This window comes from Methylobacterium phyllosphaerae (genome assembly GCF_001936175.1).
GTDB classification, from domain to species: domain Bacteria; phylum Pseudomonadota; class Alphaproteobacteria; order Rhizobiales; family Beijerinckiaceae; genus Methylobacterium; species Methylobacterium fujisawaense.
Genome location: NZ_CP015367.1, coordinates 3,355,004 through 3,370,528, shown reverse-complemented (window position 1 = coordinate 3,370,528; position 15,525 = coordinate 3,355,004). Strand labels below are relative to the sequence as shown.

Annotated in this window: 13 protein-coding genes; 8 read left to right on the top strand and 5 right to left on the bottom strand. The window is 69.3% G+C overall.

The annotated features are described in order from the left end of the window. Nucleotides 1-64: 64 nt before the first annotated feature. Nucleotides 65-1,513 carry an amino acid permease gene (locus MCBMB27_RS15270; RefSeq protein WP_043385144.1) on the bottom strand — a complete coding sequence of 483 codons (1,449 nt, stop codon included), beginning with the start codon at nucleotides 1,511-1,513 and terminating at the stop codon, nucleotides 65-67. A gap of 134 nt (nucleotides 1,514-1,647) precedes the next feature. After that, nucleotides 1,648-2,178, bottom strand: coding sequence for a hypothetical protein (locus MCBMB27_RS15265; RefSeq protein WP_083683565.1), 531 nt, complete (start codon nucleotides 2,176-2,178; stop codon nucleotides 1,648-1,650). A 157-nt stretch (nucleotides 2,179-2,335) separates the two neighbouring features. Between MCBMB27_RS15265 and MCBMB27_RS15260 the strand changes: the two genes are divergently transcribed. Together MCBMB27_RS15260 and MCBMB27_RS15255 are read left to right on the top strand one after the other, a co-directional pair. Beyond that, nucleotides 2,336-3,451 (top strand): PA0069 family radical SAM protein, encoded by a 1,116-nt coding sequence (locus tag MCBMB27_RS15260; RefSeq protein ID WP_051976158.1) that lies wholly within the window; start codon nucleotides 2,336-2,338, stop codon nucleotides 3,449-3,451. A gap of 387 nt (nucleotides 3,452-3,838) precedes the next feature. Continuing rightward, nucleotides 3,839-5,863: a methyl-accepting chemotaxis protein gene (locus tag MCBMB27_RS15255; protein ID WP_335632072.1), complete on the top strand. Its 2,025-nt coding sequence runs from the start codon at nucleotides 3,839-3,841 to the stop codon at nucleotides 5,861-5,863. Nucleotides 5,864-5,879: 16 nt separating this feature from the next. Here the strand turns inward: MCBMB27_RS15255 and MCBMB27_RS15250 are convergent, their stop codons facing one another. From MCBMB27_RS15250 to MCBMB27_RS15240, 3 genes are all read right to left on the bottom strand, one after another. Further along, nucleotides 5,880-6,479, bottom strand: coding sequence for a ribonuclease HII (locus MCBMB27_RS15250; RefSeq protein WP_043385177.1), 600 nt, complete (start codon nucleotides 6,477-6,479; stop codon nucleotides 5,880-5,882). 143 nt (nucleotides 6,480-6,622) lie between these two features. Continuing rightward, on the bottom strand, nucleotides 6,623-7,669 hold the full coding sequence (locus MCBMB27_RS15245; protein WP_043355708.1) for a glycosyltransferase family 4 protein: 1,047 nt from the start codon (nucleotides 7,667-7,669) through the stop codon (nucleotides 6,623-6,625). 10 nt (nucleotides 7,670-7,679) lie between these two features. Continuing rightward, entirely contained in the window at nucleotides 7,680-8,477 is a 798-nt protein-coding gene (locus MCBMB27_RS15240) for a UDP-2,3-diacylglucosamine diphosphatase (protein WP_210274854.1), read from the bottom strand. Between the two features lie 537 nt (nucleotides 8,478-9,014). On the opposite strand from MCBMB27_RS15240, the gene MCBMB27_RS15235 reads away from it, so the two are divergent. The 6 genes from MCBMB27_RS15235 to sucD all read left to right on the top strand — a co-directional run bounded on the left by MCBMB27_RS15235 (nucleotide 9,015) and on the right by sucD (nucleotide 15,347). Next, nucleotides 9,015-10,223 (top strand): aminotransferase class V-fold PLP-dependent enzyme, encoded by a 1,209-nt coding sequence (locus MCBMB27_RS15235; RefSeq protein WP_043355705.1) that lies wholly within the window; start codon nucleotides 9,015-9,017, stop codon nucleotides 10,221-10,223. A gap of 103 nt (nucleotides 10,224-10,326) precedes the next feature. Then, a complete protein-coding gene (locus tag MCBMB27_RS15230; RefSeq protein WP_043355704.1) occupies nucleotides 10,327-11,268 on the top strand; it encodes a D-2-hydroxyacid dehydrogenase in 942 nt (313 codons plus the stop codon). Nucleotides 11,269-11,502: 234 nt separating this feature from the next. Then, nucleotides 11,503-12,366, top strand: coding sequence for an NADP-dependent methylenetetrahydromethanopterin/methylenetetrahydrofolate dehydrogenase (locus tag MCBMB27_RS15225; RefSeq protein WP_043381233.1), 864 nt, complete (start codon nucleotides 11,503-11,505; stop codon nucleotides 12,364-12,366). Between the two features lie 14 nt (nucleotides 12,367-12,380). Further along, entirely contained in the window at nucleotides 12,381-13,025 is a 645-nt protein-coding gene (gene fchA, locus MCBMB27_RS15220) for a methenyltetrahydrofolate cyclohydrolase (RefSeq protein ID WP_043355701.1), read from the top strand. Between the two features lie 237 nt (nucleotides 13,026-13,262). Further along, a complete protein-coding gene (locus MCBMB27_RS15215; protein ID WP_043355699.1) occupies nucleotides 13,263-14,441 on the top strand; it encodes a malate--CoA ligase subunit beta in 1,179 nt (392 codons plus the stop codon). 15 nt (nucleotides 14,442-14,456) lie between these two features. Next, nucleotides 14,457-15,347 carry a succinate--CoA ligase subunit alpha gene (sucD, locus tag MCBMB27_RS15210; RefSeq protein WP_043355698.1) on the top strand — a complete coding sequence of 297 codons (891 nt, stop codon included), beginning with the start codon at nucleotides 14,457-14,459 and terminating at the stop codon, nucleotides 15,345-15,347. Nucleotides 15,348-15,525: the final 178 nt, after the last annotated feature.

The following is a 15,525-nucleotide window of genomic DNA, read 5'->3' as shown; positions in this document are numbered from 1 at the left end:
CGCCCGCGGCGGCCCGGAATGACGGGATCGTCATGGAGGATCGTGAGGGGCCGGTCCGTCTGACCTACGCCGCGTTCCCCTCCTTCCGGCGCAGGACCGAGTGCTTGCGGCCGTAGAAGAAGTACACGACGAGGCCGATCGCCATCCAGATCACCAGCCGCAGCCACGTGTCGAGGGGCAGGCCGATCATCAGGAGCAGGCAGAACAGGATGCCGAGGATCGGCACGACCGGCACGGCGGGGGCCCGGAACGGCCGCTTCATGTGGCGCTCGGTCCGCCGCAGGTAGAGCACCGAGCCGCAGACGAGGATGAAGGCGGCGAGCGTGCCGATGCTCACCATCTCCCCGAGGATGTGGATCGGCACCAGGGCCGCCACCACGGCGACCACGGCCCCGATCAGCGCCTGGCTGCGATACGGCGTCTGATAGGTCGGATGGACGTGGGAGAACATCTTCGGCAGCAGGCCGTCCTGGGCCATGGTGAAGAAGATCCGGCTCTGGCCGTAGAGCAGCACGAGGATCACCGTCGTGAGCCCGGTCAGCGCCCCGAGCTTGATCAGGAGGGCGAACCAGCCGATGCCGATCACGTCGACGCCCTTGGCGATCGGGTCGGGGACGTTCAGCTCCTTGTAGGGGACGAGGCCGGTGAGCACGGCGGCGACGAGCACGTACAGGATCGTGCAGACCGCCAGCGAGCCCAGGATGCCGATGGGCATGTCCTTCTGGGGCTTGCGCGCCTCCTGGGCGGCGGTGGAGACCGCGTCGAAGCCGATGAAGGCGAAGAACACCACGCCGGCGCCGCGCAGGATGCCGCTGGCGCCGAAATGCCCGAAGGTGCCGTCGTTGTCGGGGATCAGCGGGCTCCAGTTCGCGGTGTCGACGTGGCCCCAGCCCAGTGCGATGAAGGCGACCACCACGGTGAGCTTCACCGCGACCATGATGTTGTTGAAGCGCGCCGATTCCTTGGTCCCGCGCATCAGCAAAATCGTGATCAGCGCCACGATCAGCACCGCCGGCAGGTTGAACAGAGCCGTCCCGCCGCCGTCGATCGGCGTGCCGGGCGCGTTCGCGAACTGGGCCGGGATCACGATCCCGACGGTCTTCAGGATGCTGATGACGTAGCCCGACCAGCCCACCGCCACGGTGGCGGCACCCATGGCGTATTCGAGGATCAGGTCCCAGCCGATGAGCCACGCGAAAAACTCGCCCAGCGTCGCGTAGGTGTAGGTGTAGCTCGACCCCGCCACCGGGATCAGCGCGGCCATCTCGGAATAGCACAGGCCGACGAAGGCGCAGGCGATGCCGCCGAGCACAAAGGACAGCATGATCCCCGGTCCGGCATACTGGGCCGCCGCCGTGCCGGTGAGAACGAAGATGCCGGCGCCGATGATCGCCCCGATGCCCATCGCGGTGATCGAGAGGGCGCCGAGCGACTTCGAGAGCTGCTGCTCGCCCTCACCGCTCTCGACGATGTCGTCGACCGATTTGCGCCCCATCAGGCCCGACGATTCCATTGCACCATCCTTCCAGGTCGAGCCAGGTCAGCCCGCTTCCACAGATGTAGAGTCGGCGAAATTTCTGCCGCGCTTCAAGTGTTGTAGAGGCGGACTGACCGACAACAACGAGGGCCGGCGCAAGATTCTGCCGGTCAGGCGCGTTCGATCCGGGCGATCAAGGGCCGGACCTTGAGGCGCGCCGCGAACGGGCCGCCGCTCATTAGGGCCTCGCGCCGGACGACGTCCCCGGCCCGGGCCTGCCGGGCGCCCATCACGCTCTCCAACCGGCCCACGAGCCGTTCGAGCCAGCCTGCGGCCGTACGGTGCAGGCGGCCGAGGGCCGTCTCCGGCCGCGCCGTCCCGACGAAGCGGTCGAGGGTGCGGATCCAGCCCTCGGCCGGAACGTCCCCGGCCTCAAGGCACAGGATCCAGTCCCGGCGGGCTGCGGCAGCGCCCGCGGCGTAGGGATTGCCGCCCCGGTGCAGCACGAGCGTCGCGCCCGTGGCCTCCGCGACGGCTGCCACGGCTTCACTCTCGCTGCCCGAAACGATCACCGCGTCGCCGATGAGGCCGCCGGCCACGCCGGAGACCAGCACGCTGAGCGTGTCGGCCAAGCGATCGATCGCGTCCGGATCGGCCGGGTCGGCCAGATAGGTCACGGCGGAGAGCATGAGCGCGCGCATAGACGATTCTGCGCCGCCGTAAACCACCCGGCCGCCGTCGGGCGGCCGTGTCGCTGTCCGGACAGGCGACAAAGCTGTGTCTGCCTGAAAAAGAGGCGTTCGGCCGACGGTTGTTCGCTCTATGTTCCGAGCGGGATCGGGCAGGAGACGAGTCGCCATGGTGTCGATACCCGATGACGTCTCGGGCCGGCCCGCCCAGCGACTCGGCCCGAGCGGTGTGCCGCGGGATGCTCGGCGCGGGCGTGGTGCCACGGCCAATCCCACCGGCCGCCACGAGCCGGCCCGGCGGGAGACGTTCCACGAGGAGACCGGGATGGCGGACGCGCCGGCGCCCCTGCGCACGCAGGTCACCCCGGAGCGCTCCACGCGGATCATCGCCCGCAACAGCTCGCCCGACATCCCCTTCGACCGGTCGATCAACCCTTATCGGGGCTGCGAGCACGGCTGCATCTACTGCTACGCGCGCCCCACCCATGCCTGGCTCGGCCTGTCGCCGGGGCTCGACTTCGAGTCGCGGATCTTCACCAAGCCGGACGCCGCAAGGCTGCTGGCCCGCGAGATGGCCGCGCCGGGCTACCGGCCCGAAACGATCGCCCTCGGCACCGCCACAGATCCCTACCAGCCCGTCGAGCGCGCGCACCGGATCACCCGCGCGGTGCTGGAGGTGCTGCGGGACGCCCGACATCCCGTCAGCATCACCACCAAGTCGGACCTCGTGCTGCGCGACCTCGATATCCTGGCGGCGATGGCGGCGGACAATCTCGTGCTGGCGGCGATCTCGTTGCCGACGCTGGATCCGGACCTCGCCCGCCGCCTCGACCCGCGGGCGCCGCGGCCGGACAAGCGGCTCGCGGCGATGCGCGCGCTGAGCGCGGCGGGGGTGCCCGTCATGGTCAACGTCTCGCCGATCATTCCCGGCCTGACCGATCACGAGATCGAATCGATCCTGGCCGAGGCGCGTGCGCACGGGGCGAGTCGCATCGGCCACGCGCTGCTGCGCCTCCCCGGCGAAGTCGCCGACCTCGTGGCCGACTGGTTCGCCGAGCACTATCCGGAGCGCAGGGCGCGGGCCTTCGCGCTCCTGCGGGAAGCCCGGGGCGGGCGCGAGAACGACCCGCGCTTCGGCCACCGCTTCCGCGGGGAGGGGGCCTACGCGGCGATGATCGGCCAGCGGGTCCGGCTCGCCGGCACGCGACTCGGCTTCGCCTTCGGGCGGATGGCGCTGAACCGGGAGTTCTTCCGCAGACCGGGGGCACAGTTGTCGCTGTTCTGAGACGGCGCGGCGTCGAGCCCGGCTGGCCAAGATCGTATGAGTGGAGCGCCTGCCGGGCCAGATGAATCCGCCGTCGGTGCAGCAGCTTATCGATCATCCATCTCCAATTCCGCTGGAAATGGCGACGTACCGCACTCGTCGCGTCAATCGGGACTTCGATTGCGCGAATACTCGGCTTGTTGACTCTAGGTTTAATCTTAATTGCCAAAATACATATTTCGATTGAGTCTTGAATTCGAGGTTGACAGCAAAGATCTTTTGTCCTTTATGAAGTCATTTTCTAGGTTTTCATTGAAAAGGACTTACGCTTTGTTTCGGTATCTCAGATTTTCAATAGGATCGATTATCGGATTAGTATTGCTGAGTATGGGAGTAATGCTGCTTGCCGTGCGTACAGACACGCTCCTGAGCGCTGTGGAGCACGCGCGAGAGGGGCAGCGCGTCGTCACGCTCACGCGGGTCAGCCGCACGCTGCTCCGGTCGGTGATCGCGACCCGCATGGCGCGGGGCATCGTTCAGAAGGTCCTGGCCGTCGAGGGTCCGATCTCGGTGGCCGACAGGGCGGATCAGCTGTCCGAGCGGCAGGCCTTGATGGACGCGGAGACGGAATTCTGGACCCTTGTGCGCGACCTCGCCGTGCCGTCGGTCCAGGCGACGCTGGAGCCGCTTCGGAGCGCGCAGGCGACCTTGGCGGCGCTGAGGCCACAGATCGACGCGGTCGTCGCGCTCCCGAGGGAACGCTGCGATGCGGCGTTCAGACAGACCTTCGACACAGCTGTCACGAGCCTCCTCAACGCCTTCGCGGCAACCAACGCCGCGGTGGACGCGGCCATCCCGCGCCGGGACACGGCGGTCGCGCAGGCCCTCGACATCAAGCGTGCCAGCTGGGCGACGCGGGTCGCACTCGGCAATTCCTGGCGCCGTATGGAAACCTCGGTGGCCGCCAAGGCGTCTTGGTCGCAGGAGGAGATCATCGCGGCGGCCGAGGAGCGGGGACGCCTGATGGCGGACTGGGGTAAAGTCGTCGACCTGTTCACGGAAGACGTCCCGGTCGCCCTGCGTGCCGCCTTCCAGAAGGCGCAGGCCAGCAACTTCGAGGGCGAGTCGGCGCGGCGGCGCGTCGCGATCACGGACGCGCTCAGCCGGGGCAGGGCGCCCGGCATCGAGGCCGATGCGTTGCGCGCGCGCGACATCGCCGACGGGAGGGCGCTTCTCGATCTGGCCCACGCGGGTCTCGACGCGATGATCGACCGGGCCCAGCTCCTCGCCGCCGAGTCGCAGCGCGCGCTTTTCGGGGCCGTGCTGTTCCTGACCGCAGCGGTCCTGCTGGCGGTCGGCGGTATCGTCATCGTGTTCCGTTGGGTGCTCCGGCCGTTGCGGGCCATGACCCAGGCCATGCAGGCGCTCGCGGGAGGAGACGCCGACGTGCCGATCCCGGCCCGAGAGCGGCGGGACGAGATCGGCGCGATGGCGGCGGCCGTGCAGGTCTTCCGGGACAACCTCGTCCGCACCCGCGCCCTGGAGGCCGAGGCGGCCGAGGCGGCGCTGGCCGCGGAGGCGCAGCGTCGGAGCATGACGCTCACGATGGCGCAGGGTTTCGAGTCGGCGGTGGCCGGCATCGTCGGTCAGGTCTCCGCCGCCGCGGCCGAATTGCAGACCACGGCCTGGCAGATGACCACGACCGCCCAACAGACCGCCAGCCAGTCCGATACCGTGGCCGCCGCCGCCGAGGAGGCGTCCACCGGCGTCAGAACCGTGGCCGCCGCCGTGGAGGAGCTCGGCACCTCCGTCCAGGAGATTGCGCGCCAGGTCCAGGGCTCGTCCGAACTGGCGCGGGCCGCCGTCGGCGAGGCCGACCGGACCGCCGTGCTGGTGGCCGCGCTCAACACGGCGGCCGCCCGGGTCGACGCGGTGGTCGAGCTGATCGCCGGCATCGCCGCACAGACGAATCTGCTGGCGCTCAACGCCACCATCGAGGCGGCGCGGGCCGGCGAGGCGGGGCGGGGCTTCGCGGTGGTCGCCACCGAGGTGAAGGACCTCGCAGCCCAGACAGGCCGCGCCACCGAGGAGATCGGGCGGCAGATCGGCGACATCCAGACCGTCACCGGTCAGGCGGTGGAGGCGATCGGGACGATCACCGGCCGGATCGGGGAGATCAGTGCGGTGGCCGCCGCGATCGCGGCGGCGGTGGAGCAGCAGGGGGTGGCCACGCAGGAGATTGTCCGCAACATCACGCAGGTCTCTACGGGGACGCAGGAGGTGACCGGCACCATCGCCGGAGTTGCGCAGGCGGCCGACCAGACGGGGCGCGCGGCCGACCACGTCCTGACGGCCGCGACCGCGCTCACGCGTCAGTCGGAGCAGCTCGCCGTCGAGGTCGGTCGCTTCCTGGCCGGCGTCCGGGCTGCGTGACCCCTGGGGGCCGGGATCAGTCGAAGGCCCGGGTGAAGCTGAGCCGGTGATGCGGGCTGCGGCCGAGTTGCGTCAGGCCGGCGCGGTGGACGGCCGTGCCGTAGCCGACGTTGCGCTCCCAGCCGTAGCCGGGATGGCGCTGAGCCAGGCGCCGCATCAGCCGGTCGCGGAACACCTTGGCGACGATCGATGCGGCGGCGATCTGCGGCACCAGCCGGTCGCCGCCGACCACGGCGCGACCCGGAAGGCCCGGCAGGGCGTCGCGCCCGTCGACCAGCACGGGCGCGGCGAGGCCGAGCCGGGCGACCGCCCGCGCCATCGCGTCGAGGGTTGCGCCGCGGATGTTGATCTGGTCGATCAGCGCCCGGGAGCCCGCCGCCACCGCGACCCGGGCATGGGTGTGGATCATGGGGGCCAGACGTTCCCGGGCCGGCTCCGGGACGCGCTTGCTGTCGTCGAGGGCGCCCAGCAGGTCGGCGGGGATCGCCGCCGGATCGAACCAGACCGCGGCCACCACGACCGGCCCACAGAGTGCGCCGCGACCGACCTCGTCGCAGCCGATCACCGCCGGGTAGGCTGCGGCCCGGTTGGGATCGAAGGGCGGCCGGCCCGCCATCGGCTTGGTCGGCGACGTGGCGGCGACCGACTTGCCGACCGACTTAACAGTCGACTTGGCAGGCGATTTGGCGATGGGCGGGGCGGACGGCTTGGCGGGCGGCATGACGCCGTCCTGCCATCCCGCGCGGGCGCCGTCACGGGTCAGGCGGCGTCCCGGGTGCCGCGCGCGCCGCCATGCGCCTCGATGATATTGCCGAAGAACTGCCGCGCGCTCACGTCCCAGCCGCAGCGCAGGGCCTCGGCCCGGCACTCGGCCCGCGACAGCCGCAGGGCCGCCAGCGCGGCAGCCCGGAGATCCTGATCGAGAACCCCGACGCGACGGCCGCCGACCACGTCGTTGGGGCCCGGCACCGGGAAGGCCGCCACCGGAAGGCCGCTGGCCAGGGCCTCGAGGAGCACGATGCCGAACGTGTCGGTGAGGCTCGGGAACACGAAGACGTCGCAGGCGGCGTAGACCGCCGCGAGATCCGCGCCGGTGCGGGTGCCGAGGAAGCGCGCCCCCGGCGCGAGACCCTGCAGCCGCGCGCGGTCCGGCCCGTCGCCCACCACGACCTTGGTGCCGGGCAGGTCGAGGGCGAGGAAGGCGGCGACGTTCTTCTCCACCGCCAGCCGCCCGACATAGAGGAACAGCGGCCCGGGCAGGTCCGCGAGTTCCGCCGGCACGGGCGTCCCCGGTCCGGCGGGCCGGAACCGTTCCGTGTCTACGCCCCGGGTCCAGCGCATCAGCCGGCCGAATCCCCGCGCCGCCAGTTCACCCTGGAGCGAGGCGGTGCTGACCATCGTTCCCCGCGCCGCGCCGTGGAACCGGCGCAGATAGGCGTAGGACCACGCTTCCGGCACCGGCGCGCGGGCCGCGAGATATTCCGGGAAGCGGGTGTGGTAGCTCGTCGTGAACGGCAGGTTGTGCGCCAGGCAATGGCGCCGCACGGCCAACCCCACGGGCCCCTCCGTGGCGATATGCACGTGGGTCGGCCGTTCCGCCGTCCAGCGCGCCGCCACCCGCTCCCGGCTGGCATAGGCGAGGCGGATCTCGGGATAGCCCGGGAGCGGCAGCGACCGGAAATCCGCCACGGAGAGCAGGGCCGTCGCGAAGCCGTGTTCCGGGGCGCGGCGGACCATCTGCTCCAGGGAGCGGACGACGCCGTTCACCTGGGGATGCCACGCGTCGCTGGCGATCAGAAGCTTCACGGCGGTGCCCTCAAGCCACCGCGCGCCGGCCCGCCAGGGGTTGCGGCACGGCCTCGGCCGCCTGCGCCCGCAGGAGGCTCGGATAGTGCAGAACCTCGATCCGGCCGTCGTAATGCTCCACGAGACCGGTGCAGGATTCCACCCAGTCGCCGGTGTTGAGGTAGCGCAGGTCGCCGATCGGCCGGTCCGCAGCATGGTGGATGTGGCCGCAGATCACCCCGTCGGCACCCTGGCGGCGCGCCTCCTCGGCCAGGATCGTCTCGAAGCGGCCGATGAAGCTCACGGCGTTCTTCACGCGCAGCTTCGCCCAGGCGGAGAGCGACCAGTAGGACAGGCCGAGGCGCCGCCGCACCTTGTTGATCAGGGTGTTGAGGGACAGGGCCAGGGTGTAGGCGCCGTCGCCGAGATGGGCGAGCCAGCGCGAGTGCCGCACGACCATGTCGAACTGGTCGCCGTGGATCACGAGGTAGCGCTTGCCGTCCGCCGCCTCGTGGATCGCGGTCTCGGCCAGCTCGATGCCGCCGAAGCTCGTGCCCACATAGTCGCGCAGGAACTCGTCGTGGTTCCCGGGCAGGTAGACGATCCGCGCGCCCTTGCGGACCTTGCGCAGGAGCTTCTGCACCACGTCGTTGTGCTCCTGCGGCCAGTACCAGCCCGAGCGCAACTGCCACCCGTCCACGATGTCGCCGACGAGATAGATCGTGTCGGCGTCGTAATCCTTCAGGAACGACAGGAGCAGGCCGGCTTGGCAGCCGCGCGTTCCGAGATGCAGGTCGGACAGGAACAGCGTCCGCACGCGGACCGGCATCTCCTCAACCTCGGCCACGGCAACCCTCTCCCGGCGGCTGAACGGTGCCGGGATCCAGAGCGCGATCCCATCTCAGTTTGATGACGCGGAGTCCCGGCGGGGCCACCCGTCCGCGTTGCGGCGCCGCAAAGCATCTCAACCGGACCTCGGCTTCGTTGCGCCGCACAAAAAATTTTTTTGCCAAGTTCTGGAAGTTTTTCCGGTTTTCCTTTCGAGCTTCGCCCGCTCATAATACCAGGAACCGGCGGCTCGGCACGAGTTCGGCCGGACCTTGACAGGAAGGCGGCGAGGACGGCCCTGAGGCCGTTGGACGGGACGGCATTTCGGAGGCGACCGGCGCGCGGGGGCGTGCCGCGACGCGAGCGGCGTGAGGCCGCCTGCCGCTCCGCGGAGGCCCCCCGATCACGGCAGAGGATGGCGTTCGAGGGGGCGCGGCGCGAGCCGCTTTCGACGGCGCCGGACCGACTCCCTGAGGACGCTTGGACAACCCGGCGCGGGTTCACGCCCGCGCACAATGGATTTTTCGGAGGAAACATCATGGCCGCAACCCGGCGCCCCGGTCGCAACCACCTCTTCATTCCCGGCCCCACGAACATCCCGGAGCGCGTCCTGCGCGCCATGCATGTGCCGTCGGAGGATCACCGCTCGCCGAGCTTCCCCGAGCTGGTGAGGCCGCTGCTCCAGGACTCCAAGATGGTGTTCGGCTCGACCGCCGGGACGGTCATCCTGTTCCCGTCCTCGGGCACCGGCATCTGGGAATCGGCCCTGTCCAACACCCTCTGCCGCGGCGACACGGTGCTGACCTCGCGCTACGGCCAGTTCAGCCACCTCTGGGTCGACATGGCCCAGCGCCTCGGCCTCGACGTGGTCGTCCAGGAGGAGGAGTGGGGCACCGGCGCCGATCCGCAGAAGATCGAGGAGGCCCTGCGCGCCGACAAGGACCATAAGATCAAGGCCGTCATGGTCGTCCACAACGAGACCGCCACGGGCGTCACCAGCGACATCGGCGCGGTGCGCAAGGCGATCGACGCCGCCGGCCACCCGGCCCTGCTGTTCGTGGACGGCATCTCGTCGATCGGCTCGCTGCCGTTCTACATGGACGACTGGAAGGTCGACTGCGCCATCGCGGGCTCGCAGAAGGGCTTCATGCTGCCGGCCGGCCTCGGCCTGATCTGCATCAGCCCGAAGGCGCTCAAGATCGCCGAGGGCGGCACCGGCCGCAACGACCGGCTCGGCCATGCCTACTTCGCCTGGAAGGACCAGTTGGCCGCCAACGCCACCGGCTACTTCCCCTACACCCCCGTCCTGCCGCTGCTCTACGGCCTGCGCGAGGCCCTGGCGATCGTGAAGGAGGAGGGGCTGGAGAACGTCTACCACCGCCATCACGTGCTCGCCGAGGCGACCCGTCAGGCCGTGGCGGCCTGGGGCCTCAAGCCCTGCGCCAAGGAGCCGAAGTGGAACTCCGACACGGTCACGGCGATCGTGGTGCCGGAGGGCGCCGACGCCGCCAAGGTGATCATCCACGCCTACGAGCGCTACAACCTGTCGCTCGGGGCCGGCCTCTCGAAAGTCGCCGGCAAGGTGTTCCGCATCGGCCACCTGGGCGACCTGAACGAGCTCTCGCTGCTGGGCGCCATCGCGGGCGCCGAGATGGCCATGATCGATTGCGGCATCAAGGTCACGCCGGGCTCGGGCGTCGCCGCCGCCTCCAGCTATCTGCGCGAGAATCCGCTGCATAAGGCGTAATCGGCGCACGCGATCGGGGCGGGGCCGGGTTGCCGGGCTCGCCCCGACGCGCAAGTAAGAACAAGACTATCGAGGAAACTGCCCGTCGTACGAGAGGGGTCCTATGACCAAGAAGATCGTGTTCCTGGATCGTGAATCCCTCGATGCCAGGGTCCGACCGTTCAACTTCCCGCACGAATACGTCGAGCACGACTCGACCTGGACGCCGGAAGAGATCGTCTCCCGCCTCCAGGGGGCGGAGATCGCGCTGATCAACAAGGTCCCGATGCGGGCCGAGACGCTGAAGCAGCTCCCCGACCTGAAGCTGATCGCCGTCGCCGCCACCGGCACCGACGTGGTCGACAAGGCCGCGGCCAAGGCGCAGGGCATCACCGTCGTCAACATCCGCAACTACGCCTTCAACACCGTGCCGGAGCATGTGGTCGGGCTGATGTTCGCCCTGCGCCGGGCGATCGTGCCCTACGCGAACTCGGTGAAGCGGGGCGACTGGGCGAAGTCCAAGCAGTTCTGCTACTTCGACTACCCGATCTACGACATCGCCGGCTCGACGCTGGGCATCGTCGGCTACGGGGCGCTCGGCAAGTCGATCGCCAAGCGCGCCGAGGCGCTCGGCATGACGGTCATCGCCTACGACGTGTTCCCGCAGGACGGGCTGGTCGATTTCGAGACGATCCTGACACAGTCCGACGTGATCACGCTGCACGTGCCGCTGACCCCCGAGACCAAGGGCATGATCGGCGCGGCCGAGTTCAAGAAGATGAAGAAGAGCGCCATCCTCATCAACACGGCCCGCGGCGGGCTCGTGGACGAGGCGGCCCTGCTCGAAGCGCTCAAGGACGGCACCATCGCGGGCGCCGGGTTCGACGTGGTGGCGCAGGAGCCGCCCAAGGACGGCAACATCCTGTGCGAGGCCGACCTGCCGAACCTGATCGTCACGCCGCACGTGGCCTGGGCGAGCAAGGAGGCGATGCAGATCCTGGCCGACCAGCTCGTCGACAACGTCGAGGCGTTCGTGGCGGGCAAGCCGCAGAACGTGGTCGAGTAGGCACGACAGGCCCCCTCTCCCGTGCGGGAGAGGGTTGGGGTGAGGGAGGAGAACTCTCCGGATGAGGCGCGCCCCTCACCCTGTCCCTCTCCCGCACGGGAGAGGGGGCCCGCGCCTCGCCCGCTATGCCATCTGAAAGCTCGGGCGCACGATGACGCGGATGGGTCGCGCGCTGCGACCGCCCTTTGAAAACAAGACGATAGCGCCGCAGGGCGCGACAGAAAGGTCTGAATCGTGACGAAGAAGCTGCTGTTCCTGTTCGACACCGATGCCGTGCCGAACGTGTTCGACACGGTCGTCGGCTACGACGGCGGCGCCGACCACATCGCCGGCTACGGTGGCGTGAACCCCGACAATGTCGGCGCTCTGGTCGACGGCACGATCTACACCCGTGGCGGTTCCGAGAAGAAGTCGACGGCGATCTTCGTCGGCGGCGGCAGCATGGCGGCCGGCGAGGAGCTGTTCACCGCGGTCAAGAAGCGGTTCTTCGGCCCGTTCCGCGTCTCGGTCATGCTCGATTCCAACGGCTCCAACACCACGGCCGCCGCGGGCGTCGCGCTGGTGGCGAAGGCCGCAGGCTCGCTCCAGGGCAAGAAGGCCGTCGTGCTGGCCGGTACCGGCCCGGTCGGCATGCGCTCGGCCGCGCTGCTCGCCGGCGAGGGCGCCGAGGTGACCATCGCGGGCCGCGCCCTCGACAAGACCCAGGCTGCCGCGGACCAGATCAACAAGCGCTTCAAGGTCAACGTGAAGGCCGCCGCCACCCCCGACGAGGCGTCCCGCGTGGCCCTCGTGAAGGGCACGAACCTCGTGTTCACGGCCGGCGCCATCGGCGTCGAGCTGCTGCCCGAATCCGCCTGGGCGCAGGAATCGTCCATCGAGTTCGTCGCCGACTACAACGCCCAGCCCCCGACGGGCATCGGCGGCATCGACGTGATGGACAAGGGCAAGGAGCGCAACGGCAAGCAGGCCTTCGGCGCGCTGGGCATCGGCGGGTTGAAGCTCAAGCTGCACCGGGCCTGCGTGGGCCAGCTCTTCGAGAGCACCGACAAGGTGCTCGACGCCGAGGAGATTTATTCGCTCGCCAAGTCGATGGCCTGACGGGAGGGACGCCCATGTCGGACACGCAGCAGGCGCCGGAAAACGCGTCCATCCAGACCTTCCTGACGGAACTCGCCAGCGCCGCCCCGACCCCCGGCGGTGGCGGCGCGGCGGCGATCTCCGGCGCCATGGGCGCGGCTCTGGTGTCGATGGTCTGCAACCTCACCATCGGCAAGAAGAAGTATGTCGAGGTCGAGGCCGAGCTGAAGGAGGTCCTGGCCAAATCCGAGGGCCTGCGGGTCGTGCTCACCGGCATGATCGGGGAGGACGTCCAGGCCTTCGACGCCGTGATGGGGGCCTACGGCCTGCCCAAGGCCACCGACGACGAGAAGGCGGCCCGCGCGGAGAAAATCCAGGCGGCCCTCAAGACGGCCTGCGACGTGCCGCTCGCCTGCTGCCGGGCTTGCCGCGCGGTGATCGACCTCGCGGCGATCACCGCCGACAAGGGCAACCTCAACGTCGTGTCGGATGCCGGCGTGGCCGTGCTCTCCGCCTATGCCGGACTGCGCAGCGCAGCGCTCAACGTCTACGTGAACGCGAAGGGTCTCGAGGACCGGGACTTCGCCGACGAGCGGCTGAAGGAACTCGAAGACCTTCTGGCCGGGGCCGGGGCCTTGACCGAGAAGGTCTACGAGGTGGTGAAGACCAAAGTGAACTGACGCCCGCGGCGCTTGATCCTGGCGCCGGCAAACCATCGACAGTCGAGGCCGGGTGCATCATGCCCCGGCCTCGTTGTTTTTGAGTATGCCGCAGCGCAGCATCGAATACGATCCGTGCTGCAACCGCGAAAAAGTCGTCGTCAAGCCCGAGATCAAAAAATTTGACGGGCTTATTCCTTCGACTCAACTAAAGTGAAGGGCATCAACGGCGGCAACGAACCGCGGAGGAGGCGCCGAATGGACGTCCACGAGTATCAGGCCAAGGAGCTGCTTGCGAGCTTCGGCGTGGCCGTCCCGAAGGGCGCGATCGCGTTCAGCCCGGATCAGGCGGTCTACGCGGCTACGGAATTGGGCGGATCCTTCTGGGCCGTGAAGGCGCAGATCCACGCGGGTGCCCGCGGAAAGGCCGGCGGCATCAAGCTGTGCCGGACCTATAACGAGGTCCGCGATGCCGCCAAGGATCTCCTCGGCAAGCGCCTCGTCACCCACCAGACCGGCCCCGAGGGTAAGCCGGTCCAGCGGGTCTACGTCGAGACCGCCGACCCGTTCGAGCGTGAGCTCTACCTCGGCTACGTGCTGGACCGGAAGGCCGAGCGCGTGCGCGTCATCGCCAGCCAGCGCGGTGGCATGGACATCGAGGAGATCGCCGCGAACGAGCCCGACGCCCTGATCCAGGTGGTGGTCGAGCCGGCGGTGGGCCTGCAGCAGTTCCAGGCCCGGGAGATCGCCTTCCAGCTCGGTCTCAACATCAAGCAGGTCTCGGCTGCGGTGAAGACGATCATGAACGCCTATCGGGCGTTCCGCGACTGCGACGGCACGATGCTGGAGATCAATCCGCTGGTCGTCACCAAGGACGACCGGGTGCTCGCGCTCGATGCCAAGATGTCCTTCGACGACAACGCGATGTTCCGCCGGCCGGGCATCGCCGACATGCACGACCCCTCGCAGGGCGATCCCCGCGAGGCACAGGCCGCCGAGCACAACCTCAGCTACATCGGCCTCGAGGGCGAGATCGGCTGCATCGTCAACGGCGCCGGGCTGGCCATGGCCACCATGGACATGATCAAGCACGCGGGCGGCGAGCCGGCGAACTTCCTGGATGTCGGCGGCGGCGCCTCGCCCGAGCGGGTGGCCACGGCCTTCCGGCTGGTCCTGTCGGACCGCAACGTGAAGGCGATCCTCGTCAACATCTTCGCCGGCATCAACCGCTGCGACTGGGTCGCCGAGGGTGTCGTCCAGGCCGCGCGCGAAGTGAAGATCGACGTGCCGCTGGTGGTCCGGCTCGCCGGTACGAACGTGGAGGCGGGCAAGAAGATCCTGGCCGAGAGCGGCCTCGACCTGATCACCGCCGACACCCTGTCGGAGGCGGCCAAGAAGGCGGTCGACGCCTGCGCCACCGCCAAGACGCAGCACTGAAGGGGAGACCGCGCCATGAGCATCCTCATCGACGAGACCACCCCGATTATCGTCCAGGGCATCACGGGCGACAAGGGCACCTTCCACGCCAAGGAGATGCTGGATTACGGCACGAACGTCGTCGGCGGCGTCACCCCGGGCAAGGGCGGCCGCACCCATCTCGGCCTGCCGGTGTTCAACACCGTCAAGGAGGCGGTGGCGGCGACCGGCGCCACCACGTCCATCACCTTCGTGGCGCCTCCCTTCGCGGCCGACGCCATCATGGAGGCGGCCGATGCCGGCCTGCGGCTGGTCTGCTCGATCACGGACGGCATCCCGGCCCAGGACATGATGCGGGTGAAGCGCTACCTGATGCGCTATCCGCGGGATCGCCGCACGATGGTGGTCGGCCCGAACTGTGCCGGCATCATCTCCCCCGGCAAGGCGATGCTCGGCATAATGCCCGGTCACATCTATCTCCCCGGCAATGTCGGGGTGATCTCCCGGTCGGGGACGCTCGGCTACGAGGCGGCCTCGCAGCTCAAGGAGCTCGGCCTCGGCATCTCCACCTCGGTGGGGATCGGCGGCGATCCGATCAACGGCTCGTCCTTCCTCGACCACCTCGCCCTGTTCGAGACCGATCCGGACACCGACGCGGTGCTGATGATCGGCGAGATCGGCGGGCCGCAGGAGGCCGAGGCGTCGGCCTGGATCCGCGAGAACATGTCGAAGCCGGTGATCGGCTTCGTGGCGGGGCTCACGGCGCCGAAGGGCCGCCGCATGGGCCATGCGGGGGCGATCATCTCGGCTGCCGGCGACAGCGCCGCCGAGAAGGCCGAGATCATGCGCTCCTACGGCCTCACCGTGGCGCCCGATCCGGGTTCCTTCGGCCAGACGGTGGCCGATGTGCTGGCCCGGGCGGCGTAGCCGCAGCCAGCCTGCCGCACAGTCTCAGAATGCGGCGTGGGTCCCCCTCCCGTGCGGGAGAGGGACAGGGTGAGGGATCGGATCCTTCCGGAGAAGGCGCGGTCCATCGGCGTACCGGCGGCGCGCTCGATCCTGAACCATCGCGTCCCTCACCCCGACCCTCTCCCGCACGGGAGAG

Bases quoted from the DNA above. Each gene is read 5' to 3' on its own strand.
- MCBMB27_RS15270 (WP_043385144.1), bottom strand. From the start codon at position 1,513: ATGGAATCGTCGGGCCTGATGGGGCGCAAATCGGTCGACGACATCGTC.
- MCBMB27_RS15265 (WP_083683565.1), bottom strand. From the start codon at position 2,178: ATGCGCGCGCTCATGCTCTCCGCCGTGACCTATCTGGCCGACCCGGCC.
- MCBMB27_RS15260 (WP_051976158.1), top strand. From the start codon at position 2,336: ATGGTGTCGATACCCGATGACGTCTCGGGCCGGCCCGCCCAGCGACTC.
- MCBMB27_RS15250 (WP_043385177.1), bottom strand. From the start codon at position 6,479: ATGGCGGGCCGGCCGCCCTTCGATCCCAACCGGGCCGCAGCCTACCCG.
- MCBMB27_RS15240 (WP_210274854.1), bottom strand. From the start codon at position 8,477: ATGCCGGTCCGCGTGCGGACGCTGTTCCTGTCCGACCTGCATCTCGGA.
- MCBMB27_RS15235 (WP_043355705.1), top strand. From the start codon at position 9,015: ATGGCCGCAACCCGGCGCCCCGGTCGCAACCACCTCTTCATTCCCGGC.
- MCBMB27_RS15230 (WP_043355704.1), top strand. From the start codon at position 10,327: ATGACCAAGAAGATCGTGTTCCTGGATCGTGAATCCCTCGATGCCAGG.
- fchA (WP_043355701.1), top strand. From the start codon at position 12,381: ATGTCGGACACGCAGCAGGCGCCGGAAAACGCGTCCATCCAGACCTTC.
- MCBMB27_RS15215 (WP_043355699.1), top strand. From the start codon at position 13,263: ATGGACGTCCACGAGTATCAGGCCAAGGAGCTGCTTGCGAGCTTCGGC.
- sucD (WP_043355698.1), top strand. From the start codon at position 14,457: ATGAGCATCCTCATCGACGAGACCACCCCGATTATCGTCCAGGGCATC.